Source organism: Labilithrix luteola (genome assembly GCF_001263205.1).
GTDB classification, from domain to species: domain Bacteria; phylum Myxococcota_A; class Polyangia; order Polyangiales; family Polyangiaceae; genus Labilithrix; species Labilithrix luteola.
The window spans coordinates 4,609,482-4,633,543 of the sequence record NZ_CP012333.1 but is presented as its reverse complement, the minus strand read 5'-3'; the positions used below and the strand labels follow the sequence as shown (position 1 = coordinate 4,633,543).

The 24,062-nt window shown below is 65.4% G+C and carries 21 protein-coding genes; 6 read left to right on the top strand and 15 right to left on the bottom strand.

Features of this window, described 5'->3' with window-relative positions; all coding sequences use genetic code 11:
* Positions 1 to 164: 164 nt before the first annotated feature.
* From AKJ09_RS20570 to AKJ09_RS20555, 4 genes are read right to left on the bottom strand one after another with little or no spacing between them, the layout of a single operon-like run.
* On the bottom strand, positions 165 to 1,961 hold the full coding sequence (locus tag AKJ09_RS20570) for an IgGFc-binding protein (RefSeq protein WP_146648911.1): 1,797 nt from the start codon (positions 1,959 to 1,961) through the stop codon (positions 165 to 167).
* Positions 1,939 to 2,682 (bottom strand): hypothetical protein, encoded by a 744-nt coding sequence (locus AKJ09_RS20565; RefSeq protein WP_146648910.1) that lies wholly within the window; start codon positions 2,680 to 2,682, stop codon positions 1,939 to 1,941. The genes AKJ09_RS20570 and AKJ09_RS20565 overlap by 23 nt, the downstream gene beginning before the upstream one ends.
* Positions 2,679 to 3,278 carry an RNA polymerase sigma factor gene (locus AKJ09_RS20560; protein ID WP_169927701.1) on the bottom strand — a complete coding sequence of 200 codons (600 nt, stop codon included), beginning with the start codon at positions 3,276 to 3,278 and terminating at the stop codon, positions 2,679 to 2,681. The genes AKJ09_RS20565 and AKJ09_RS20560 overlap by 4 nt, the downstream gene beginning before the upstream one ends.
* Complete coding sequence (locus AKJ09_RS20555; RefSeq protein WP_146648908.1) at positions 3,275 to 4,327, bottom strand: hypothetical protein; 1,053 nt, start codon at positions 4,325 to 4,327, stop codon at positions 3,275 to 3,277. The genes AKJ09_RS20560 and AKJ09_RS20555 overlap by 4 nt, the downstream gene beginning before the upstream one ends.
* A gap of 108 nt (positions 4,328 to 4,435) precedes the next feature.
* Here AKJ09_RS20555 and AKJ09_RS20550 point away from each other — a divergent pair, with 108 nt between their 5' ends.
* Entirely contained in the window at positions 4,436 to 5,215 is a 780-nt protein-coding gene (locus AKJ09_RS20550; RefSeq protein ID WP_146648907.1) for a hypothetical protein, read from the top strand.
* A gap of 75 nt (positions 5,216 to 5,290) precedes the next feature.
* Positions 5,291 to 6,145, top strand: coding sequence for a Rossmann-fold NAD(P)-binding domain-containing protein (locus tag AKJ09_RS20545; RefSeq protein ID WP_146648906.1), 855 nt, complete (start codon positions 5,291 to 5,293; stop codon positions 6,143 to 6,145).
* 15 nt (positions 6,146 to 6,160) lie between these two features.
* Here the strand turns inward: AKJ09_RS20545 and AKJ09_RS20540 are convergent, their stop codons facing one another.
* The 10 genes from AKJ09_RS20540 to AKJ09_RS53115 form a co-directional block, all read right to left on the bottom strand.
* On the bottom strand, positions 6,161 to 7,171 hold the full coding sequence (locus tag AKJ09_RS20540; protein WP_146648905.1) for a vWA domain-containing protein: 1,011 nt from the start codon (positions 7,169 to 7,171) through the stop codon (positions 6,161 to 6,163).
* Between the two features lie 764 nt (positions 7,172 to 7,935).
* Positions 7,936 to 9,768, bottom strand: a complete 1,833-nt coding sequence (locus AKJ09_RS20535) for an IgGFc-binding protein (protein ID WP_146648904.1) — start codon at positions 9,766 to 9,768, stop codon at positions 7,936 to 7,938.
* Positions 9,765 to 11,120: an RCC1 domain-containing protein gene (locus AKJ09_RS20530; RefSeq protein WP_146648903.1), complete on the bottom strand. Its 1,356-nt coding sequence runs from the start codon at positions 11,118 to 11,120 to the stop codon at positions 9,765 to 9,767. The genes AKJ09_RS20535 and AKJ09_RS20530 overlap by 4 nt, the downstream gene beginning before the upstream one ends.
* Complete coding sequence (locus tag AKJ09_RS20525; RefSeq protein ID WP_146648902.1) at positions 11,095 to 12,381, bottom strand: hypothetical protein; 1,287 nt, start codon at positions 12,379 to 12,381, stop codon at positions 11,095 to 11,097. The genes AKJ09_RS20530 and AKJ09_RS20525 overlap by 26 nt, the downstream gene beginning before the upstream one ends.
* A complete protein-coding gene (locus AKJ09_RS20520) occupies positions 12,378 to 13,568 on the bottom strand; it encodes a WD40/YVTN/BNR-like repeat-containing protein (protein ID WP_146648901.1) in 1,191 nt (396 codons plus the stop codon). The genes AKJ09_RS20525 and AKJ09_RS20520 overlap by 4 nt, the downstream gene beginning before the upstream one ends.
* The gene (locus AKJ09_RS20515; RefSeq protein ID WP_146648900.1) at positions 13,565 to 14,746 is read right to left on the bottom strand and encodes a hypothetical protein; all 1,182 of its coding nucleotides are present in this window, start codon (positions 14,744 to 14,746) and stop codon (positions 13,565 to 13,567) included. The genes AKJ09_RS20520 and AKJ09_RS20515 overlap by 4 nt, the downstream gene beginning before the upstream one ends.
* Positions 14,743 to 15,462, bottom strand: a complete 720-nt coding sequence (locus AKJ09_RS20510; protein ID WP_146648899.1) for a hypothetical protein — start codon at positions 15,460 to 15,462, stop codon at positions 14,743 to 14,745. Before AKJ09_RS20510 ends, AKJ09_RS20515 begins: the two co-directional genes overlap by 4 nt.
* Entirely contained in the window at positions 15,459 to 16,073 is a 615-nt protein-coding gene (locus AKJ09_RS20505) for an RNA polymerase sigma factor (RefSeq protein WP_146648898.1), read from the bottom strand. The genes AKJ09_RS20510 and AKJ09_RS20505 overlap by 4 nt, the downstream gene beginning before the upstream one ends.
* Positions 16,074 to 16,146: 73 nt before the next feature.
* Positions 16,147 to 17,190 (bottom strand): hypothetical protein, encoded by a 1,044-nt coding sequence (locus tag AKJ09_RS53120; protein WP_169927700.1) that lies wholly within the window; start codon positions 17,188 to 17,190, stop codon positions 16,147 to 16,149.
* On the bottom strand, positions 17,187 to 17,399 hold the full coding sequence (locus tag AKJ09_RS53115) for a hypothetical protein (protein WP_169927699.1): 213 nt from the start codon (positions 17,397 to 17,399) through the stop codon (positions 17,187 to 17,189). Before AKJ09_RS53115 ends, AKJ09_RS53120 begins: the two co-directional genes overlap by 4 nt.
* Here AKJ09_RS53115 and AKJ09_RS20495 point away from each other — a divergent pair.
* The 4 genes from AKJ09_RS20495 to AKJ09_RS20485 all read left to right on the top strand — a co-directional run bounded on the left by AKJ09_RS20495 (position 17,394) and on the right by AKJ09_RS20485 (position 21,830).
* Positions 17,394 to 18,947, top strand: coding sequence for an erythromycin esterase family protein (locus AKJ09_RS20495; RefSeq protein ID WP_169927698.1), 1,554 nt, complete (start codon positions 17,394 to 17,396; stop codon positions 18,945 to 18,947). The genes AKJ09_RS53115 and AKJ09_RS20495 overlap by 6 nt on opposite strands.
* A gap of 694 nt (positions 18,948 to 19,641) precedes the next feature.
* Positions 19,642 to 20,178 carry a transposase gene (locus tag AKJ09_RS20490; RefSeq protein ID WP_169927697.1) on the top strand — a complete coding sequence of 179 codons (537 nt, stop codon included), beginning with the start codon at positions 19,642 to 19,644 and terminating at the stop codon, positions 20,176 to 20,178.
* Between the two features lie 160 nt (positions 20,179 to 20,338).
* Complete coding sequence (locus tag AKJ09_RS53110; RefSeq protein WP_169927696.1) at positions 20,339 to 20,503, top strand: hypothetical protein; 165 nt, start codon at positions 20,339 to 20,341, stop codon at positions 20,501 to 20,503.
* Between the two features lie 535 nt (positions 20,504 to 21,038).
* Positions 21,039 to 21,830 carry a hypothetical protein gene (locus AKJ09_RS20485; RefSeq protein WP_146648894.1) on the top strand — a complete coding sequence of 264 codons (792 nt, stop codon included), beginning with the start codon at positions 21,039 to 21,041 and terminating at the stop codon, positions 21,828 to 21,830.
* A gap of 254 nt (positions 21,831 to 22,084) precedes the next feature.
* Here AKJ09_RS20485 and AKJ09_RS20480 read toward each other — a convergent pair whose 3' ends face one another.
* Positions 22,085 to 24,022, bottom strand: a complete 1,938-nt coding sequence (locus AKJ09_RS20480; protein ID WP_169927695.1) for a pyridoxal phosphate-dependent decarboxylase family protein — start codon at positions 24,020 to 24,022, stop codon at positions 22,085 to 22,087.
* Between the last annotated feature and the right edge of the window lie 40 nt (positions 24,023 to 24,062).

The following is a 24,062-nucleotide window of genomic DNA, read 5'->3' as shown; positions in this document are numbered from 1 at the left end:
CGTCCGGTGTGAACAGGCGAAGACCGTGGCAATCGCGGCCGTGCCGAGCGCAGGCCCTAGGATGAATCTCTTCATCTTGAATTCCAAAGGATGCGGGTTTCGAACGCGAATGCGTCGCGGTGAACGTCGGTCGAAGTGCTCGAACGACGGCACCGCCGCCGTGATCAATGGACAGGTGCGAACGAGCCGGTCGTCACGTTTCGGAGCGCCGTGCCGCCCGGATACGCGTAGCTGACGTAGTAATCCCAGCCCCAGACCGTCGCCGTGAATTCTCCGTCGCTCTTCATTTGATGGAGGCCGAGACCACACGTCGCGTCACCGAACGAATCGCCTTTTCCGAGCCTGCGGGCGAGCTCGACCCGTCGCCACTCGTATTCCCCGCGGACGCCGATGGGCTTCCAGTCGGAGAGGATGCCCGCGCAGTCGAGCGACACATCCTTGAACTCTCCGTCGGTCTTGCGCCGAATGATCGCGAGCGACGTGTCTGCGTACGTGGGATCGGCGTAAAAACTGTAGGCGTTCTGGTATTGCTGGGCAGGAATCACGTTGACGAACTCGGGATCTCCTTCGCTGAACCGATTTGAAGCGGAGCCCGTCATGTACGCGGCCACGTAGATGGGATGATCGGCATCCTGCGTCCGCACGACGAAAGCGTCTCCGACCTGAGCGTAGAACGTCGCGATCTCCCCGGCGGCAAGCTCGAGGGGTGCACCAGCCGGGGGCTGCGGCGGATCGTAATCGAGCTTCGTTCCTTCACGCGCGGCCACAACGCGGTAGGGCATGAGCTCGCTCGCATTGTCGCCGGAGCGGGAACGGTAGCCGACCGCCGCATACTCCGAGCCCCACTGCGCGAGCGCGGGGAGTTGCTGCTGCGCGTAGTCACAAGCCCACACATCGGAAGGAATGAGCGCGCACTCGTGGCCGCCGAAGATGGAGATGGGATTGTTCGACACGACGACGCTGCCCGTGAACTCCTCGGACTGGTCGAACTGGACGACCTCGCCACGATTGAGCTGGTAGGTGACCGGAATGCCTTGGGCCGTTCCGGCGACGTCAGCCCCCCCCTGGATGGCGCGTTTCGGGTAGAGCGTCACCTGCGTGTCGTCCTTCGAAGCGACGATTTGCGCGGTCGGTCCGTTCCCGATGTTGTGAAGGGCGTCCGTCACCACGCCCCACGCATTGACGATCATGTTCTCTTTGCCCCAGAGCGGAACGGGCAAGAGCAGCGTCGCCGTCGTCACCTGACTCCCGGCTCCGGCCGCGGGGTAGATCGACGTCAAGCCGACGGGTGCGTTCGTGGTCAGGTGGAACGACTTCCCCCGGCCAGTCCCGCTCGGCACGGGTTCGATGAACGTTGCCGGGGTGACGCCTGTAGGGCACGGCGCGTCCCCTTCTCCCGCTTTGGCTGCTTTCGTTCGATCCTGATCGGACAGGTAGACGATCACCGTATCACCCGGCAGAACGGGTCCTTCGTGTCGGATCAACGCCTTCGGATCGTTCGGATCGGCGTGGTACACGGCATTCGAGACATCGATCTTGTCGGCACCGAGCGAGAGGGTCAGGTCGACTGGCAGGGTCGAGGTGTTGACGACGTACGCGGCAAAGCACGCCTGCGCTAGGCGCAAAGCCGGGGGCTGTAGGTAGAAGTCACAGCCATTCGAGCTGCTGTCGGCCGCGGCCGCTCCGCACGGTTCTTGGCAATTGCCGGCGCCGCATGCGCGGTCGGCTTCGCACGCCTCGAGGACTGCGCCGGTGCACGTATCGAGGACCGAGCGATGGTCGAGCGAGCACACGCGACCGCACGAAGGCGCGTCCGCGGCGGCGTCGGAGGAGCTGAAGCTCGACGAGCTCTCGACGAAGGAGGCGCGGTCGCTCGAGCAGCCCGTCGACATGACGGAGGCTCCGAGCAGAGCCGCCACACCGGCCGCGACGAGATACTTAGGGCGAAGAATGCGGCTCATCGTGTGAGGCTCCAGAAGAGGGCTTTTCGTTGCAGTCGCTGGTCAGGGTCAAAACGCGTTCGCGATAGGCCGATGTCGCGTGAGCATCGAGGAACGCACGCCCCACGCGGCATCGCTCGCGGTCGTCGCCAAGCCCTCGAAGGGCCTCGATCTCCAGCACCGAGACCTCCTGGGCGAGAGCGCCGTGCGTGAAGGTCGCGCGGTGAACGCGAACGGCGCGGCGGGCCTTGGCATATTCGCGATTGGCGATTTGCGCGCGGATGTTGGAGACACTCGCGAGCTCCCTCGCGAGGTCGTCTTGGGGTGACGCGGCGGCGATCGGCACGCTTCGCGTGAGAGGCGCCGGCGCCGTGGCCGAAGGCAACGCGTCGACGTTCATGCTCGGGACGACGGACTCGGAAGGAGCGGCCGGGACCTCGGTGCGCGGGGGTTCGACGACAGCACTCGGCCCAGCATTTTCGACGGCCGAACCGGTTCGTTCGGAATGCGCGGTCGAATACATCGTTCCCACCGTCACCGCCGAGACGACCATCACGCCGAGCACGACGCCACGAGGTAGCGAGGCGGCGGCATGTGCAACGCGGGTCGCGAAGAGCTCGGAAGCACCACCGAGGCGAAGCCTGCGGAAGATGTCGCGCTGGTCACGCCAGCGCTGCGGGGAGTGCTCGGTGCGAGCCTCGCGGAAGAGATCGTCGAGATTGAGATCGTCGTGACGGCTCATGGTTCGGATTTCCCCCGCGTGGCGATGGCAGCAGAGAGCTCGGCGCGCGCTCGGCGGAGGCGCGAGGCGACCGTCCCCGGAGGGATCTCGAGGGCCTCAGCGGCCTCGGACTGGGTCATGTTTTCGAGCTCGCAGAGGATGACGACGGCGCGAAGGTCGGGATCGAGTGCAGCCAGGAGGCTGTCGAGCAAACGAAGCCGGCCGCTCATGTCGGCGAGCGACTCGGGGTTCGGGTCGGGATCGGCGTGGACGTCGAGGTTGTCGACCGCGTTCTCGGCAGAGCGACGCGTTTGGCGACGCCTGAAGTTCGCGGCCACGCGCGTCACCGTCTGGAAAAGGAACGACTTCTCCGCTCCCTCGGCGACGTCGCCGATCTTCGACGCGAGGACGATGAAGACCTCTTGAGCAGCGTCCTTGACGTCGTTGGGCAATACGCCGAGGCGGCGCAGCCCTCGCCAGACGAAATCGTAGTTCACGACCGTCGCGTTCTTCAGACGGGTCCGCTCGGCGGCGGACAAGTCCGGGACCGTGACGTTTGGTGCCGACGCGATCGTGGTCACCCCCGATAGAATGTCGGCCTTTTTGGATCTGATCACGGGCCGGCGAATTTGATTCCGAGACCGAGGCCGACCTCCCCCACCACCTGCGACACGGCGAAATGGACCACCGCGACCGTGTCCTTCGAAACCGCGTCGTAGCGGGTCGTGGGCACGCTGACGTTACTGAAGAGCTCGGAATAGACCGGCCCGGCGAGATGCCATCGAGCGCGAACACCGAGGCCGAATGCGAGCCAGAGATCGACGTTGGTTTCGTCCCTGCCCTGCCCCAAGCTCGAGGCCTCGAAGATACCGCTCGTCGCCGCGGCGCAGCCTTCGAGCGAGAGCGGTGCAAAGATGCGACGCGACGCGCACGCTTCGAGGCGCGCCGTCCACGTCTGGATACGAACGTTCAACAGCGCGCCCGGCAACGGTGCGCCGGCGTACGCGAAGGACAAGCGCCCACCGAGCGCGTTTTGGCTGAACGCCCGCTGGACGTCGACGTAGCCGCGATAGCCCATCGCCGAGCGCGGCAGTGAGCCGGTCACGAACTCGGTGCCGAGTCCCGCGCCGGCATTCCACGCAGGGCGCTCTCTCTTCACCACCGCAGCGCGTTTGCGCTTGCGAGGTGCAGGCCTCGGAGGCGGAGGCGGCACTGGTTCGGTCGTATCCTCGATAGCGGGCGGGACCGCCGGCTCGGCTTCCTGGGAAGGCTCCTCCGGCACGGCGTTGCTGGCGAGAGCCGCCACCACGGCGAGGGCGCGAGTCAGCGTCGCGCAGTCGCGTGCCTCGACGCTGCGCGTATAGGACGCTCCGCTCTTCGAAGTGACCGCGACCTCGCCATGCAGACCTGCACGCGCCCGACGAATGCGGACATCGAACGTACGCGCATGGGCGCCTTCCGGCGCGAGCGTCAGCCTGGGCAGCTCGACGTGCAGGCGATCCATGAATTGCGCCTGATCGGGGCACTGGCTCGCGAGGCCCTCTTCGACCGCAAAACGAAGGTGAATCGGCTCCGGCAGCTCGTCACCGAACGCGCGCCCGCTACACAAAAATACACAAAATGGGGCACTCGCAGCCGTAAGCCATCGTCGGAGTCGGCTGGGCACCGGCGGCGAAGTCTACACGCTCGTACGCAACCTCGCATGCGCTAGCGCAAGCGCGGCCACGAGGGACGCCCTCGTGTAGGATCGACGCCGCGCACCGCGCCAATCCCCATGAACCCCGCAGCAGCCTATTCACTCCCCTTTGCCTTCCGAATCTCCGCTTCGCCGCTCTGGGGTGACGGCGTGAGTACGCGCCTCAAGCTCGTGTTCAACGGCTCCGAGCCGATGCAGACCGCGCGCGAGGTGTTCACCACCAAGATGATGCACTTCGGCGTGCTCTGCGCGATGGGCGCGTTCGGCACCGTCGCCAGTGAGGAGTTCAACCCGATCGCGCCGCTCATCCAAGATGTCGAAGAGGACGAGCGCTCGCTCGCCTGGACGTTGAAAGACTGGCCCGGGACCGACGAAGCCGTCTCGGTCCTCGCGAGCCTCTTCATGGGCGATGACGGGAAAACACTGCTCTCGAGCGTCGAGCTCTCGGGAAACGATCAGCCGTGCATCGCGACGCTGGAGCAGCAGCCGCGCAAGTCAGGACAATATCCGGCTACGCGAGCGTTGCCGTTCCCCTGGCACATCGAGTGGACCGGCGACGACGAGATGACACTGCACGTTGCTTTCGAGGAAAAGCCTAAGCGCGAGGCGCGAGAAGGGATCACCGAGACGCTGACGATGTGGGCCGCGGCTGCTTCGGCAGGCGGGTACGGCATCGACTCGCTCGAACCGCTGAAGTGCGGATTCGTCGTCGACGAAGAGATCGATTGGCAGAACGATGGCCTGAGCTTCCGCCTTTCGCACTTTCGCGCTCATCCCGACGCGCTCGACGGGCTCGGCAACGTGTGCGGCCTCATCCACGAGCGCTTCTGGAAGATCCAAGACGCGCACGTCGCTTAGGCGGCTCCCACACGGTCGGATGTTGCAGAACACAACGAACAAAACGGTCTGCCTCGTGCAGGCATCGGAGCGCTGATGCGCATCGTCGTAGCGGCCATGGGACGACTCGTCCCCGAGCTCGTTCTGCTCGCCTGCGAGCTCTCGCGCCGTTTCGAAAGCGTCTCGGTCCTGCTCGGCTCGAACGACACCGCGAGCGAACGGCTCGCAGCGTGCGCTCGCCTCCACAACGCGCGCTTCGGCCTGTGGTCGACGGACGAACCGAACGCGGAGCTCCAGCGCAGGCTGGAGGGTGCCGACGCGGTGATCCACCTGCCGCCTCGCACGGAAGAGGCGCCGCCGGACAGCCGTTCGCTCCGTCAGGATTCCATCGGGTACGTCGCCGAGGCGGTCAAACGACTCGGCCATCGGTGTCCACGCAAGATCGTCGAGGTCGTGCCGGCGCAGGAGCTCGAAGCGGGCGACGAAGACGACGTGGCCGCGACCGTCACCTCCGGCGTTCGAGTTTGCACCGCACAGATTGGCGTCGTCCTCCGCGCGCCGGGCGGAGCGCTGCGCCGAACCCTTTGTGCACTTCGCGCCCAGGCTGCCCTGAATCGCGCGTCGTGCCTCGGACTCGTGCGCTGGATCCACGAGCTCGACGGGGTCCGAGCGATTGCACACGTCCTCGAGAACGATTCGCTGACCGGACGCTTCAACCTCATGGCCCCTGCCCCCGTTCCGGCCGCCACGTTCGCGAGCACGATCTGGTCTGCCTACGGTCTGCCGTCTTCGCTCCGCGGCCCCGCAACGGCGAGCGTCGGCCGCCTCCTCGACGCTCCTCCGCTCGCAGGTCCTGTGGCGACACCACGCCGCCTCGTGGAGAGTGGGTTCGCCTACTTGTTTCCGGATCTGCCGTCGGCCCTCGCCGATCTCACCGAACAGAACTCCTGAATCGCGTGCCTTGCGCTATTTGCAGTAATCAAGACGCGAAATGGCAACGTTCGCATTCTCTTCGTGCGCCATTTCGCATGTCTTGGGGCACATCAAAATACGCGTCGGAATTCCGCCGTGGTCAGACGGGTCGTGGTCGTAATACCAGCCATGCCCAGTGTCGGAGTCACAAGCTTCCACCTTCCGAACGTAGCCAGCTTGCACACGCCCCAAGGACGTACCTGCGCCAGTGACTGGATCGACAGGACCGTTCAGCAAGACGTCGACGGTGATCCGCGTCGGGATAATCTCGAGCGGATCGTAAGGAATGCGATACTCACAAGCATTGCCGGATGACCGCAAGGCGTTCAACTCTGCGCGCACGTCACCCGTGACATCGCCCATCGTCGACACGAGCGTGGCCTGAAGCGTTCCACCGGCCTGCGCGATGGTGTCGTAAGCCGCAGTCGTCGTCGTCGGAGACGATCCGTCGACCAAGCCGACGACGTAGGTTTCGATCGGGATCGCGTCGGTGACGCCACTCTTCGCGATCGCCACCACGCTGGCGAGATCGCCACAGCTATCAGGCAGACCATCGGTCACGAGGGCAACGACGACTCGACGTTCGGGCGACGCGAGTGCTCGATGGCGCGCGACGCGAATCGCAGCGGCGAGCCCTGCGCCGGTCGGGCGATTGGCATTCGATAGCGGAGCTGGAAGGCTCTCGAGAGCAGACGTGAGAGCACCCGCCGTCGCCGGCAACGCAGCGCCAAAGTCCACCAACGGCACGTAGTGCGCCGCGCTGCATTCGTCGACGAGACACGCACCGGCCGTGCACGTGCCCTGGACCTCGCTGTCGGCCGAGCAGTCGTCGTTCACCGCACAAGACGTCGGCGTGGCTGGAAACGTTTGGAAGGTGAGGCCCGTTCCCGTGGAAGCCGTGTCCTCGACGAAGCCGACGAGCGCGTCTCGAATCGCTTCGAACTTGGAGGCTCCGTTGCTCGCCAACGCCCCCATCGTCGCCGAACGGTCGAGCGCGAGCACCATGTCGACCGGCGGCTTTTCCGCCTTAAAGCCGTAACTGCCGCAGACCCTCGATTCTGGGGTGCCAGGTCGCGCCCCATCGCCTAGCAGAGGCGGGGGTGCATCGACCGGCGGTGGCGATTGCACAGGCTCGGGGAGGGCGGTCTCGGGACCCGTCGCGCACGCCATCACACTCGTGATCGTCAGGCTTGCGAAGCACACACGCACACGAGCACCCAACGACGAGGCCATGCCGTGATTAGGCCATGATGCAGGGGCCGAGGCAATGCGCCTCATTGTCCCAACTTCAACTCCGCCCCGCGACGATGGGCGGTCGACCATTCCTGAACGGCCACGCGAATCGCTGGCTACTCGGTTCAGTACGTCGTCACGATCGTCGTGTTCGACTCGACGAAGTCCGTTATCGCGCATCCCTCCAAGGTCACCGTTGCACCACGCCGTCCGGCGGGTCAAGCAGGTCGCTTCACCGCCCTGCATGAACCACAATCGCGCCTATTTTCTTCTACGTAGCAACCGCTACATCGAGGCGCGCCCCCCGCCTCCGACACCACGCCTGAGATTTTCACAGGAAGGGCAGAAGGACGGAAGGTTTTAGGGCGGAGAGCAGACGAATCGCGCGACATTGGGGGCATCGGGGGCAATTCAACTCCATAGCAACGGAGTTTGGCGTTTTGCGCGGGGCAAAACCAATTCCCCTTCCGTTCTTCCGCCCTTCCTGTGAATTATCTGCTTCTCCGAACGCTATTGAATTTAGCGACGATATCGCGTCAGTGAACGGGCGGAAGTGGCGTTTGGACGAGTTTCCGCAACGAGAGGCCGCCGGGATAGGCGTAGCTCGCGTAGTAGCCCCAGCCCCAGAGCGTGGCGGTGAAGGGGCCGTCGCTCTTCATGCGCTGAAGGCCGTTCTGGCAGACGCTCGAGCCGAAGGTATCGCCTGGGCCGCCGTTGCGCGCGAGATCCACGCGCGTCCACTCGTAGTCGCCGCGGGTGCCGACGGGCTTCCACGTCGGGAGATTGCCAGCGCACTCCAGCCAGACGTCTTTGAACTCACCTCGCGATTTGGCGCGCACCACGACGAGGGATGTCTCCTCGTACGTTGGGTCGGCGTAGAAGCTGTAGGAGCTCAGATATTGACCCGACGGAATCACGTTGACGAATTCGGGATCTCCGGCGCCGCTGAGATAGGTGCTTCCGAGGATGTCGGGCGCGTAGGGCGACCTACCGCCGCCGGTCATGTAGGCCGCGAGGTAGATGGGATGATCGGCATCCTGCGTACGCACGACGAACGCGTCGTCGACGGCCGCCCAGAACGTCACGACCTGGCCGGCGGACATCGTCAGCGGCGCGCCGCCAGGAACCTTGGGATCGTAATCGAGGCGCGTGCCATCGCGCGCGGCCATGATGCGATAAGGCATGAGCTCGCCGCTATTGCCTTGGCGAGGCCGATAGCCGACGCCGACGTATTCCGAGCCCCACTGCTCGAACGGTAGAAGCTGCTGCTGGCCGATATCGCACGCGTCGCGCGCGGACGGGATGAGCATGCACTCGTGTCCGCCGAAGATGCTCGTCGGCTTCGTCGAGGTCACGATGCTGCCCGAGAGCTCCTCGCCCTGCGCGAGCTGAAGAACCTGGCCCTTCTTCAGGTTGAAGGAGATCGGCACGTTCGCAGCCGTGCCGATGAAGCCACTCCCATTTTGAATATCGTGATTCGGGAGGAGCGTGACCTCCGTATCATCCTCCGAGGCGACGATTTGCGCGGACGGTCCGATCCCCACGAACGCGTTCACCAGCGTGTTGCGCTCCCAGGCATTGAGGAGAAAATGCTGCGTCGACCACGTACTGACGGGGAGAAGCAGCGTGGCCGTCGGCTTGTAGCCCTTCGCTCCACCGAATGGATAGATGGTTGCGATGCCGACGGGCGCCGTCGCCGTCATATGAAACGAGGAGCCGAATCCTGGACCATCGGGCAACGCCGTCTCGGTCGAGGCCGCAACGACCTCCGGAGGGCAAGCGATGTCCGTGCTCGTCGTGGAACTCTGCCCTGCCGGTCGATCGGCCACGAAGACGATCGCACTCTCGCCGGCGGCGATCGGGCCCGTGTGCGGAACGAGGGTCGCGTCGCCCGGATTCGTACGAAAGACCGATTTCGAAAGATCGAGGGTCTTGCCTTGGAATTCGAGCGTGAGAGCAGCCTCCGTCGTTCCGGCGTTCACCACGTATGCGGCATAGCAATTCCGACCAACGCGCTTCGTGAACTCGGGCGGCTGCAGATAGAACTCGCATCCGTTCGAGCTACGGTCCGCCGTCGCTGCCGCGCATGGCTCCTGGCAGAGGCCCGCTCCGCAAGCCAGGTTCGTGGCGCATGTCTCGACGACCTCGCCCGTGCAGCTGCGCACGACCGAACGGCCGTCGAGTGAGCACTGAAACGGACACTCGCCGGTCTCGGCGCTCGCATCCTGTGGAGCGAGCGGGATCGTGTCGTCACCACCGAAGGTCGACCGATCCTCGCTGCATGCCATCACCATTGCCGCGACGACCGCGCCTCCGAAGACGAGCCGCATCGCCGTCACACACACTTCTCGGGACCGGGACCGGATCATGGAAGAACTACCTCTCGCGGAACGGCGCTCGGCCACTTGAGCCGACCACCACCGAGCTGGCCGACGCCGTCGGCGCCCCAGCAGAAGACGCGACCGCTGGTCAGGAGCGCGCACGTCGCGTTGGGTGTCGTGCGTACCTGCGCAGCCGGCTCGGGGAGACCAGCGATCTTGACGGACGTGATGGCGTAATCCTTCGTTCCATCACCGACCTGCCCACTCAGGTTGTTTCCCCAGCAGTAGAGTGAGCCGGAGGCGCCGATCGCGCAGCCACGCAGAGGATTGGTGACTTTGCTCTCCCCCGCCGACGTCGCCGCGAAGACGACGCTCTCGGGCAGCACGAGGATCTCGGGCAGCGCACGGTCGAATGGCTGCGTGACCGTCGTAGTGGTCTTCGGCCAGCCCCAACAATGGATCGCAGCCCCGGCGACACCGCAGACGTTCTCGTTGGCCGCGTCGATCTGCGAGAAGCCTCCAAGCGCGAGAGGTCGCGGGTAAGGATCAGGATAGAGCGACGACACGCGACCGATCGGCGGATTCGCTCCCCAGCTGAAGACCGTTCCGTCGTCGAGGATGGCGAAGGTTGCGTCGCCGACTGCGAGATCGCGCACGACCGATCCCGAGGGAAGCACTTGCTGGGTTGGTTGATAGGCCGTGGTCGGGCCCGCGTCCCGCTCCGGCGGCATGACCTGCCCGTTGGCGTTCGTTCCCCAGCAGATCACACCGGCATCGACGAGGGCGCACGCCGTGCCTGCGTTGGTGGACGATCGAGCAACGCGGATCGCCTTGGCCGGAGGAATCGGCAGCTTTACCGGAGCGAGCTCTTTCGTCGTCGCCGCGGCGGTCTGGAGCCAAGGGCCGGTGCCCCAGCACCAAGAGTCGCCACTCGCGTCGATGGCACACGCGTGATCGAGCGCGACGACGTCGACGAGGCCCAAAACACGCTCGGCCACGCCACTGGCGATGACGCCCGCGTCGGCACCGCGTCCGAGCTGTCCATTCGCGTTGTCGCCCCAGCAGGCCACCGTCTTGTCCTGGAGGAGGACGCAGAAGCCCTCACCGAGGATCGTGACGAGAGCCGTCGCGCAGCTCGTCCCTCCGCACGCGACAGGACGTGGCGACGCATCGGGGACAGCAACGTCTTCGAGCGCCGCGTCGCTCCCGGCATCAGAAACGACGTCGGCATCGGACGCGCCGTCCTGGACGCCCGGCGCTACCTGCGCACCGGAATCCGTCGCGAGAGCGCCGCCTTCCTCGGGGTCGCTCGAGCAGCTCGCGCTCACCGCTGCAGCGCTGGCAAGAGCGACGAGCGTTGCGAGGCCGCACCTATCAAGGAGTCGTCTTGTGATACGCACAATTTGCCCCTACTCCCCAAAGGTTCGACTTCGAAGTACCGCTCAGTTTGTAAAACTGACAATCATTGGGAACGCCGTTGATCACGAGCGTCGAGAAATTGTAGGCCGCCGCATCGCTCCACACGTCCTTCCCCTGCAGAAGGAGGTAGCCATAATTGGCGACGAGCCAGAGCTCGTCACGCGTATCGGTCCAGATCACCTCGCGGAGATCTGCCCTGGGCTTCGATGTCGCGACCGACAGTCCACCGTCCGATTCGAGCGTCAATTTCGCGGCGGAGGCCTTCCCCTGCATGCCGGTCGTGCCGACGATCTCACCGGCCACAGGGGAGACGAACTGCAGAAACGCAGGAGCCGCTGGAACTCCCGGCTTCGGCGTGCATGTGGTGCCACTCGCGATTCCGTCGGCGATACGCTGGTAGCCATCCGCCGTCTTGCGAATGATCACCGAACACGCGGTGTCTCTCTTTCCGACGAACCACGCATCGCCGGGAGTGCCGACGCGTCCCTGGAACGTGAGAGCTGCCGTGTCGTCGTCGGTGTACTCGACCGTCCATGACGCCGGACCGCCATGGCTGTCGAGTCCCGCGTCGGCGTCGGGATCGCCGGTCAAGCGATGGATCTTTTTGCAGTGGAGCATGTACACGTCGCTACCGACGCCGGTGACGATCGCGGCATCATTGGTCCCGCAGTCGAATCGCGTGCTCGTCCACGTCCAGTTGGTGGCGGGCGCAACGGGCCGGCGACCATGATAGAGATAGGCCCCGAAGCTGCCGGTCCGCACCGTCGAGCGGAGCTGGTACGCGTAGTAGACCTCATTCTCGTTCGGGGCCCAGAAGCTGCTGATGTCCCCGGGGCTCTCCTGCTGCGTATCGTCGTCGATGTATTTCCAGCTAGCGGCTTGGCCGTCGTGCTTCCCCCATTCCACGACCTTTGGCCCGATCGTGAAGTTGAAGCCGGTCGCAAAGGCCGTCGTCTCGAACGCCTGGACGTCTTGGACCCAGAGGTTCGTGTCGGGCAGCTTGGTGAGACACCAACCGGCTTCGCTGCACATGTTTGGAGCCGCATCGAGAATCTCGGCGTCCGGGGTGGTCGCGTGATCGATCGAAGCGTCGGTGACTGCATCGGCGGCACCGCCGTCACCGAGCGTCGTGTTGCCACCGTCGGGTGCAGGGGGCGAAGAATCTTGATCTTCGGATGCTGCGCAGGCGATGGCGGCGCCAAGCGCGGCGAGCACCGTGCCACGAATGAACCAGGCCCTCATGGCTTTCCTCCGAGAGAAAGGAAGACGCCGTTCCCCGCGATCCACACGCGCCCGGGAGCAGGCGTCCAAACGGCAAGCAGATCGGGATGCCTTAGGCCGAGCCCCACAACGGGCACACGTGACCAGGACTTGCCGTCGTAGTGCAGGACGGTGGCGTTGTCCCCCACGGCCCAGACGTCGTTCGCCGATGATCCCCACACGGCACGGAGTGTCTCGGTGGTGGGCACGTCCGTGACGACGTCCCATGCGTAAGGCTGACCCGTGTAATGACGAATGACGCCACCGCCGCCGACCGCCCATGCCTCCGTCTTCGAAGCCACCCAGACGGCGTCGAGCTCGGCCCACGTCTGGCTGTCGAAAGGCTGGTAGTCGGGGACGTCGCTCTGCGCTCCCGTGATGCGCACGATCTCGCCGCTGTATCCGACGATCCAGAGGTCGTCGGGCGAGACGCCGTGCACACTCGTCATCTTGGTGCACCCGATGGTCGTGCACACGCCCGTCGGGACTCCGTGCTGCAACTCGATACGATTGGTCTCTGGGACGACGCGGAATCGCCAGATTCCGTTTCCTCCAAGGGTCGTGGCCCACGCCCACTCCGCCCCCGGGGCCATCCATACCGAGCTCACGGCCGGGGCGACGTACGTTATCTCGCTCGGGACCAGCGGATCCCCGAACGTCATCCAGCCATCGGCGGACGGTACGGCCCCATCGACGCCGGCATCCGCCGCGTCGGGATCGCGGCGTAACATCAACTTCGGATTGACGATAGCGACTTCGTCTTTGTCACGAAGCCAGATATCCTTCATCGTGAGCTGAGTGCCCGTATCGGAGCGCCTCCACGAGGCGCCGTCGTAGCGCGCGACCGTGCCGTTTGCGCCGACGATCCAGACATCGGACGCGTTCCGCGCGCGAATGGCGTTGATATGCGTCCGGAGATCGAGCGGACCTCCTTCCATATCGGACGCGAAGGGACCGAAGGGGCACAACACGCCGTCGGTGCACGGGACCGCTGGCTCCGCGGCGTCGCCCTCGTCCATCGCGTCGCCGGAGGCGTCGCTCGGAGGCGGCACCACGGATGCGTCGAGGTCGGGCCCCGAGCGGTTCTCGTCGCTCGCGCAGGCGGTGAACGTGGCCGCGAAGGCGCCGGCGACCGTGACGGCGGAAGCCCAGAGAAGACGGTGCTTCATTTCGCCACCACTCCTGCGTCTTTTGCGTCGCACGGCTCGACCGCGCAGCTACCTCGCACGCACGGCTGCCCGGCCGCGAGGTCACACGTAATTCCGCAGCCACCGCAGTTGCGCGGATCGGACAACAGGTTCGCCTCGCAACCGTCGTCGAGATCGGCGTTGCAGTCTCCTCGTCCCTCGGCGCAGTCGTACGTGCACGAGCCATACAGACAACTGCCGATGCCACTGCCCCAAGGCGCAGAGGCGGAGCAGTCGTTGAGACAGTCGCCGCAATAGCGGGGGTTCGTCAGCAGGTCGACGCATTCGGTGCCGCAGAGCGTTTTGCCCGCTTCACAGGCGCATTCGTGGTCGCCCATGCGATTGATGATGCAGGTCTGCCCCTGGTCGCACGCATGGCCACATGCTCCGCAGTGCTCGGACGAGAGCAACGAGGCCTCGCATCCGTTCGTGGCTTTGCCGTCGCAATCGGCATGATCCGAATCACATTTGGCGTGGCCGCATTCCGAATTCATGCAGCCAAAATGGGTATGATCGGCCAGCGGGGAGCCGTCTCCCGCCGGATCGCAGGCGTTGAAGCAGCCGCCGCAATTGCCGTCGTCCGTCGTCGGATCGACGCAGAAGAACCAGCAGTAGAGGCCTCCGGACGCTCCGCAGCCACACTGCGTGACGTTCGTGAACAAGTTCTGGTTGCAAGGCTTGGCAGGATCGAGACATTGGTCACCGCACGCGGTGCAGTTGTCGTCGCTCCCGAGCTCGGTCTCGCAGCCGTCGTCCAGCGAGCCGTTGCAATCCGCGTAGCCGTCAGCGCATCGCGGAACGCACTGGCCTCCCACGCAGCCCATCTGGAAGTGATAGAAGCTCAGATTCGATGCACAGTTGAATCCGCAGGAGCCGCAGTTGTTGACGTCGTTCGTGAGGTCCGTGTCGCACGCGAAACGTGACCCCGGGCACGTCGTCATGCCCCCGGAGCAGCCTTGCGCCGGACAGTACGAGACGAGGTCGTCGCCTGCTTCGGCCTCGCTCGCGTCGGGCGTATCGACGAACGACGGCGTGCTTCCGCCATCGACCACGCCCCAGCCCATCGTCCTGGGCTCCGCGTCGGTGCACGCGTAGACGAAGAGTCCGGCGCCAACGATGGTGAGCGTCGCGATGCGCGTCTTCGACGAGCGCGCGGTCATGGCGTCACCCCCGTGGCGAGAGCCGAGCGAACACGGCGCTCGTAGGCGGACCCTGGGTGCGAATCGAGGAAGCGCTGACCTTTGATCGCTGCTTCGTCACGACGACCCATCGCGGCGAGCGCCTGAATTTCGAGCGCCTGCGCTTCTTCGCTGAAATGACCGCCGTGGAATCGGCGAGCGTAGGTCTGCACCTGCTTCAGCGTCGTCTCGGGCTGCTTCGCCGCAAGAGCCGCTCGCGCGGCGTCGATGATGGCGAGCTCGTCCTCGAGGTCGAGCTCCGAAGCGCCGCGCGTTGCCGAACGCGAAGCCGTCGTCTTCGCAGGGGCCTGCACCGGGGCGGAAGGCAGATCATCGACCGACACGCTTTCCGATGTGGTCGGCGACGGAGGAACGGGCGCAGCGGTCGGCTCGCTCGGCAGCGTGATCGGCGAGGGCTCTGCCCCGTGCGGTACGCGCACGTCGACCCTCGTAGCGAGGAACGACATGACACCGACACTGCCCGCGACGACGAAGGCGAGCAGCGTCTTCGTGAAGGGAAGCCCCGAGCTCGTCGTACGGTCCGCGTTGCTCGCCGCTGCACGATGAGCCGCGACGGCCGCCAGCGCGCGTGCCGCGACGGGTTCGTCTTGCGGCGGACCGTCGGCACGAGCCGACCGAAGGACGCGTGCCAGCTCTTCGGGCATCTCCGAATCGAGCAAAGGCTTCATCTCGCTCATCGCACACCTCGCACGATGCGCGGTCCGCGCGACGTGAACATCTCCCGCGCGCGTCGCAGTCGCGACGACACGGTTCCTTGGGGAGCTCCGATCATTTCCGAGATCTCCGGCACTGTCAGTCGTTCGAGCTCGAAGAGAACGAACACGGCGCGGAGCTCGTCCGGCATCGTGTCGAGGATCGTCTGGAGCACCGCGCGGGCCTGGGCATCTTCGAGGCTCTGCTCGGGCGACGGAGCGATGTCGGCCTGTGCCTCGATCCGCTCTTCGTCGACGACCTCGTAGCGCCTTTGGACGCGCCGCCTTGCGTGGCCGACGACGAACGTGCACGTCTGGAACAGGAAGCCTCGCTCGTGACGAATGCTCTCGAGCTTGTTCGACGCGATGATGAAGACTTCTTGGACCACGTCTTCGACGTCCGCAGCGGGCGCACCGAGACGCTGCGCGCTTCTCCACACGAAGGCGTGGTGGTCTCGAACGAGCCGCTCGAGCGTCGGCGCTTTCGACGCCACCTCGGACCGCTCCTCTTCACTCGTCTTCGTGACCATGCCCGCCGCTGCCGTGTCGGTCAGGACCAACGGCGGGGTTCCGGCGAGGATCTGTTCGATCGACATCCCATCGCCGTGAACCGCCGCGACCGCGATCCGATCACGAAATCGTCATCACTCGAGAAGTTGCCTCAGAACACTACTGAAACCGCGCGACGGCGACGATCCCGGCGGTTCCTTCGAAGAGCACCGCCGGCGCCTTGTAGGCCGAGCGCACCGGCTCCTGGAGCTCGAAACGCGGCCGTTCGAAGGGCATGACGAGTGTTCCCGAAAGCTCGAGCGCAAGCCAAGGTGCGACGCTCACCCCTGCCCGCACCGAGCCCGTCCAAGCTCGCCACGGTTCGCGGATCTCTTCGAATCGCGGCAGATCGGCGGCGACGCCGGTCATGGTCCCACCATCGAACCCGAGAAACGCGCCGAGTCGAACCGGACCGAACATCGCGCGCGCCCCGGCCTCGATGCGCGCCGTCTTCAAGCGGAAGCTCACCTTGCCGGCCTGCTCGGGACGCGTGGAAAAATCGGCCCAGCCCCACGAGAGGCGAAGCGCAGGTGCGATGCGGTCGAGCTCGTGGGAGCGCATCAGCTCGATGTGCACGCGCGCCCCCCAGCTCGGTTCCGGCGCGCGCAGGTAGACGGCGTCGACTCCCGAGCTCCACGTCCAGATCACTGGAGGCGGTCGTGGAGGCGAAGCGCGCGTTTTCCGAGGACGTGTACGAGGCGCGGGCGGCGGCAAAGGAGAAGGAGGTGGCTCGGCGGGCTCCTGCGGTTTCACCTCCGGCTCCTCGGCCCTCGGCGCGGTGGCCGGATCGAGGGCGATGGCCACGAACACGACGAGCGACATCGTCACCGCCTTGCACGTCGCCCCACGAATCTCGCGCGTGTTGGGCGGTTGGTCCGGCTCACCGATCACGAGCCGCCCCACGAACGCGTTCCCTTCGCGCCGGATGCGCACGTCGAACGATCGCGTATCCGCCCCTTCGACCCAGCTGGCCTGAATGCGCGGAGAAAGAGCCGCGAGGAAGTCGCTTCGGGTCGGGCACCCCGCCGGCGCCTCATAGCCCAAGTGCAGCTCGGCCGCCGGCGCGTCCGCACGTGCCTCGCCGGACTGGAAAACCAGCGTCCCGCCAAGCGTCCCGCCGAACACGAGAGCGCACATTGCCCCTCGCAGCGACGAGCGCGTCATCCGGTCCGAGACGATACTCGACCCAGCGCACACCCGCACGGCCCTTCCGCGAGCGCGGCCTGCGCGAACCACTCGTCGATGCCCTCGTGGCGATCTTCGCGCCCGACGAAGAATTGGAGTCGATCCGATGCATCGCTCGCACGGATGAAGGCGGACGCTTCCGATGCGCCGCCCGTCTCGACGGACACCTCGCCATATCCGCCGTGCATCGCTCGGGCTCCGCAACGAAAAGCATCGATCTTTCGCGCAGTGAATCCATCGATCTCTCGCTTTCGAAGGGGAATGGCGTCATCGAGGGAGTCATCCGTGACGAATCGGGGCACCCCCGCACGAACGTTGCGATAAGGCTCACGCGGCCCCGTCGGAACTTCATCGATGACGTCTACGTGACGACGAGCTCGAGCGATGGCCGATTCCAGGTCAACGTTCCAAAGGGCACCTACGTAGCTCGAGCAGAGCTCGACGAGCGTACGACGTCGGCACGCCTCATCGAGCTCGACGATCAGGCGTCGGTCGACATGACGCTCGATCCTCGCATCGATTCGAACGCTCGTATTGCTGCCGAAGCGTGGTCACGGAAAGCGCGAAGCCTTTTGGCAACGACCGATCCCACCGGTGCTGACGATGACCTTGCGACACTCACCCCCTGGTTCGAAGGCGCGCGCATCGTCGGCCTCGGCGAATCCACCCACGGCAGTCGCGAGACCTTCCAACTCAAACACCGGATCATCCGACGACTCGTCGAGAAAGAAGGATTCTCCGTCGTTGCGCTCGAGGCCAACCGGGGAGAACTGAAGATCGCCGACGACTACGTCCGCCTCGTGACCAAGGACGAGGCCGCGGCCGTGCGGTCCCTCGGATTCTGGACCTGGCGCACCCAAGAACTACAAGACCTTCTTCGATGGCTGCGCGAACACAACGCCGGCCGGCTCCCGCGCGAACGTGTGCGTCTGGTAGGAATCGATATCCAGTCGACCTCGGAACTCGCGCGTTCTTCCTCGGCGTGGGCACGGAAGGCGGGCGCTCCAGCCGACATGCTCGCAACCCTCGAGCTCCTCGAAGACCCGAATCTCGATTATCCATCGCTCCCCCTCGAACAGCGACAGAGCCTCCTTCGAGTCGCCCGTGCGCTCGAGGCGTTTTCGAGAGAACGCCTCGCGCCGTCATCCGTCGTGCGCGACGCGATCGGGCTCGCTCGAGGATTGGAATTCCTTTCGCTCGCGCCGCCCCACGATTTTGAATTTCGCGATCGCGCGATGGCGGACAACGTCCTGGCCGAGCTCGATTCCAGAGGGACCGAGCGAGTCGTCCTTTGGGCCCACGCAGGTCACGTTGCTCGCGGGGCGTTCGACGGTATCGCGACCATGGGCGAGCACCTTGCTCGAGCACGAGGAGACGCCGCCTATCGACCGGTTCTGATCGGCTTTCGAGCGGGCATTTTCCGAGCGATCGACGCATCGAAGGGGCCCGGTGCAATTGGCCCGATTTCGTCCTTCGAACTGCCCGAAGCGCCGAACCAAACCCTCGAAGCCGTGCTCGCATCGGGCGCCGACCGGCCCATCGCCATCGGACTTCGTGACGTTCCGTCGAACACCATTCCCTGGTTCGAGGCACGAATTCCGACACGCTGGGCCGGAGGCATGTTCGTCAATGAGCGAGCAACCACGATCCTGCTCGCACCTCGACGTGCCTTCGATGGGATCATCATCGCACCGCGCTCGTCACCAAGCATTCCAGCAACGGCTCCCGGCAACTAACGACACCGAGCGGATCACGCCGCCGTCGACGCCCCAAAGCCTCACTTCTGGCTCAATTCGAGTTACTAATACGAACTCAATCCTCAGTGACCGGCGGGCGGGGGGCACACTCGAGATCCCGACCTCGGACGCGGCGTCGGGTCGGCTGCCGCCGAGCGCCGAACGGAAAGCGACGATATTCGATTGGGCGCTTCTCCTCGCACGTTGGAAAAAGCCAGACCGAATTCGAACGGCGTGCCGTGAGAAGTGCCCAATCAATCGACATGGCAGAACCGACGCGAGCCAGAGAGCATTCGGAGTCCTACTCGCTCGGTACCGTAACCTCGACTCGGCCATCCGGGCCCGCTCACGAGCAGGTGCAGTTCGCGAGCGATTTGGCAACGGGCCGTCGACGTGAAGCGCCCAATCAAAGGATGCGAGATTCGCCCATTTAAAATTGGCTGAAGCAGGATTGATCTGTATCGACTCGTGGCTATGTTCAATGGCTCGTCGCGCCGAGGGGAGTGAACATCCTCGAGAGCGTGCGCGTGCGTGGAGCGAGGGAGGGATGAGGGAGATGAGGGGGACGCAATTCGCGTTACCGGAGCCGCGGCGTAGGGGTGGCAAGCGGTCGGGGGCTGGGCGAAAGAGGTGCGATGGGGCGCGGCCGTGCGTGGCGCATCGGCGTCGTCCGGAACATCACTACCGTCATCCCGTGCACGTGACGCTGCGCGTGGCGAAAGGGCTGCCGAGCTTTCGCAACGAGCGACTCTATCTGGCAGTCGAGTCGGCGATTCGAGCGACGCGTCGCGAGGACTTCCGCGTCGTCGAGTTTTCGGTGCAAGACGATCATGTCCACGCGTTGGTCGAGGGCGACGACAAGCGAGCTCTCGAGCGCGGGCTCCGAAGTCTCATCGCGCGCGTGACGAGACGGGTGAAGAAGGTGCTCGGGCTCTCGCGCGCCAAGATCTGGGGCGACCGTTACCATCGCCGCGACCTGACGAGTCCGCGTCAGGTTCGGAATGCGCTCGTCTACGTGCTCGCGAACTTCAAGAAGCACCTTCGCGTGACGCACGGCGCACCACGTATCGCTCTCCGCTCGTCCGCTCCGTGGTTCACGGGCTGGATTCAGAATCGACAGCTCCCCGCGGAGTCTTCGCCCGTGGAGCCTCCACGAACATGGCTGGCGCGGGCTGGGTGGATGAAACACGGCTTGATTCACCCAGGCGAAGCACCGCGATTCCCGAACTGACGGCCGTTCAGCCTTCTCTCGCCACAGCTCGTGAAGAATCATTGAGCGCCTACCTTGCGCGCTCATCGAGCTCGCTCGCCCATGTGCAGAAGTCGATGCGCGTCCGCCGGTGTCGCGGTGACGTCGGCTTCCTACGATGTGTCGGACGAACTTCGCCACCGTGGAAGGCGGTTGCGAGCGCGCGCATGAACTGATCGAGATCGGTCTGCTCCACCTTGATATCGATCACGGGCTCCCCCGCGGCGATGTCCGCGAGGTGCTTCTGTTGCGTGCCGATGCGATCGAGGAAGGCGATCGGATCAAGACGTTCTCCAGTCTCGCGTAGCGCGCTAGCGCGTATCTTCGTTGATCTCCGAAGACGCGAGCAGACGATCGCAAGGCGTCGCAGGACGGAAATAGCGCTTCTTCACGCGACCGCCTTCGCGCCGCTTATCGAATGACCCCTCCATCGTTTCCCCGCCGCGACGGACGAGGTCGATCGCTGCCGGTGCTCGGTAGCAATTGCGATGAGGCAACGCCCATCGGCCGGTAACGATTCAGGCGAGGCAATGCGCCGTTTGCTTCGATCAAGCTGCCGACGGGGCGTCGAGGAGAAGCGCCCAACCAAAGGGTGCGAGGTCCGTATTCGCACGAAGCCGTGCATGCGCTCTCGACGTCGGCGAGGACTTCGAAGACGTCGACTCCAAAGGAGAGGACGAGGTCCCGTCGATGACCCAGGCCACGCCGCGGTCTGAGGCAGCGCGCCATCTTGACCGAGGCGCGACGCCCCTTCAGGGTGTTTCGCGCGGGGGGGCCTGCTCGTGGAGCACGGACATTCTTTTGTCCGCTTCCGCCCGCTTCTGCCCGCGAGGAGATGACGCATGGCACGCAGCTACGAAATTCATGATCTGGTCACGCTTCCTCGGCTCGATGGAAACAGCGCCGACGCGTTGGTGACCGAGCTTCTCACGCACGCCAAAGGCAAGAAGCTGCCTTCGCCGATCGAGAGCGCGCGCAAGCGGCTGGCCGAGACGCAAAAAGCGCTGAAGGAGGCCCTCGCCTCACGCCTGCAAAAGCAGGCTCCTTCGGCGAATGCGGCGGCGGCGCGCCCGGCGGACCAGGCGGAGGACGCGGCGTTCAGCGCGATGTTCGATTGGCTGACGGGATTCTCGAAGTTGCCGGAGCAGCACGAAGAGACCACGACCGCACGCCGCTTGCTCGCGTCGCTCTTTCCGGAGGGTCTGAAATTCACCCAGCTGCCCTACAAGCTCGAATGGGCCGAGGCGGACGCGCGCCTCCGCACCATCGACGCCGACGCGACCTTCGAGAAGGCAATCGCGAAGCTCGGAGGGAAAATCTTTCTCGAAAACCTCCGTCAGGCGCACAAGGAATACGGCCACGTCCTCGGGATCACGAATGCCAAAGCGGCGCCCGAGGCGTCGGCATCCGTGAAAGAGCCGCTGGCGGCCGTCGTCGCCGCGCTGCGCGTCTACGCCCTCAGGGTGCTGGCGCATGCGGACGACGAGGCCGCAGATCCCACGTACGCCGAGCTCCTGACACCGCTCATGGCATGGCAGTCGCGGCGCGCCCCGGCGGAGTCGCCCGCTGTTACGCCCCCCACGGCTCCGGCCGCCCCGACCGGCACAGCCACATCCGAAACGGCGCCGAGCTGATCGAGGCATCGAATCGCGCTTTCGGTGGTCGCGACCCCGACGGACCCCAGGACCTTCGAGTCCCATGAGGTCGCGACCTCACCGAAGCCCTTCCCCATCGCCCCATACCCTGGTTCCGCCCCCACCGAGGGCCTTCCCCTTCGACCCTCGGCCTGGTCCCGACCCCGCCGAGGGCCTTCCCCTTCGACCCTCGGCTTGGTCCCGAGCAAGCCCAGATGCGAACGCGTTCCGTCGCGGGCAGGAACAAACCCGGGCTACGAGACCTCGCCGCGAAGCTCCGACTCCATGACGCGACGGAGGGTTTCGGCGAACCCCTTCAGGTGTTCCACCTTCCCCTGGGGCGAGGCGAGGAACGGGTCCATCACCGTGCATCGGAGCACCGCCAGGCCGCCCACGCGCAGGTAGTCCTGGGCTGTGAAGCCCAGCTCCTGAACCAGCGGATCGGGCGCATGGCCGTACTGATCGCGGCGCAGCACCGTCTTCGTCAGGTAGTAATCCGGGCGGCGGGCGGCTCCTTTTGCGCTTCCGCTCATCGCCAGGTAGACGCGGTGAACGAAGGCGTTGTTGTCCTCGAGCGTCTTCAGCGAAGGGTGACCCACCGCGAAGCACACGATGTTGATGTCCGAGGCGGGCAGGAGCACGAGCCGGAACGGTAGGAAATCTCCGCCGGCAAGCCGTCGGTGCAGCGCGCGCGCCCCCTTGGCCGTCTCGGTGATCAACCGGCCGTAGCCCTCGGAATCGAGCGGCAGCACCTTGTGAGACATCCACACGCCGGCGGCGGCCGCGCCCGGCTTCGACCCCTCGAGGATGAAGCGGCCGATGTTGGCTCCTTCGTTGTCGCCCGTGTGAAAGACGTAGGGAGCGTCCACCGACACCAGCTCCCGGACTCGCTTGTCCCTGAAACAGATCGCCCCCGCGGGATAAGGCATGTACCCGAGCTTGTGGGGATCGAGCGTGACGGAGTCGGTGCGTTCGAGCGCGCAGAGTGCGCGGTAGACGCCCTCCTCGGGCCAGACCTCCGGAGCCGCGCCGGCGACGACCTCCTCGTAACTATGGCGGCGACCGTCGGGGGCGCGGGTGATGGCCGCGGCGTAGCCACCCCAAGCTGCATCCGCGTGGAGGTGGAAGGCCAGCCCCAGCTCGCGCCCGGCCCACTCGCGCACGCTCGCCACCTGATCCAGCCGATCGACCGCGCTCTCCTCCGTCGTTCCAATCACGGACACGCACGCCAGCACCGGCTGCCTGCGGGCGGCGAGCGATTCCAGCCGCTGCTGCAGCGCGTCCGCCGACATGCGGAAGCGACTGTCTACCGGCACGTGCACCAGCTGCGCCCCGCCGACGCCGAGTGCGCGGCAGACTTTCTCCCACGAGTAGTGCGCGGTCGAGGGCACGAGCACCACCGCGCTCTCGAGCGCGTCACCGAAGTCCTTCGCCAGAACCCGTCCGAACTCCTGGGAACCGAGCCCCGCCAGCGAGTGGCGGTCGATCAGCTGCGCGGCGCGTGCACCGTCCCCGACGCGCGCGCGGAAGGCGTCCACCAGATCCAACGCCGCGCCCGGCTCCACGTTGAGCAGCTGCCAAAGATCGAGCTCCTGCAGATCCGCGCGCCGTCCGGAAGGGAGCGTCACCGTGAGCCCGCGCAGTCCGGCCTCGTTGGCCGCAGCGTGCACCGCCACCGGCAAATACTTGATGTTGCGAGCCACCCAGAGCGACTCGAAGTTGGCGAGCGTTCCGCCCGAAGTCAGGTGCCCCCACTGCCGTTCGGCCGGGTAGCCCACCATGCGCGCCAGCTGAGCGGCCACGTCCAACTCCAACCGCGTGGTGACCGGGGAGGCGTCCGCCGAGACGTTGTTGGGGTTGTACAACATCGTCGCGAAGTAACCGATCAGACTGGCCATGGTCAGGTCGGAGGTCATGTGACCGATGTAGCGGGGGCTGAAGAAGGGCACTCCGGCCTTGAGCTCAGCCAGCAGCGACATCAGCTCTTGCGAGAGCACGGCCTGCGACGCTTCGTATTCGGGACGGCGCCTATCAGCCTCCTGCACGAGGAAGCCGTCCTCGGGATGGAAGTTGCGACGCCAGAAGACGTGATCGCGGAAGGCCTCCAGAAGGAGGTTCTCGAAGAAGTGGGCGTTTTCACCCTTCGGGCCGAGGAAGAGCGAGCTGAGATTGCGAAAGCGAAGGGCGCTCATTGGGCGCGCCTCGTGCACCCCTCGTTCCAGCCCGATCGAT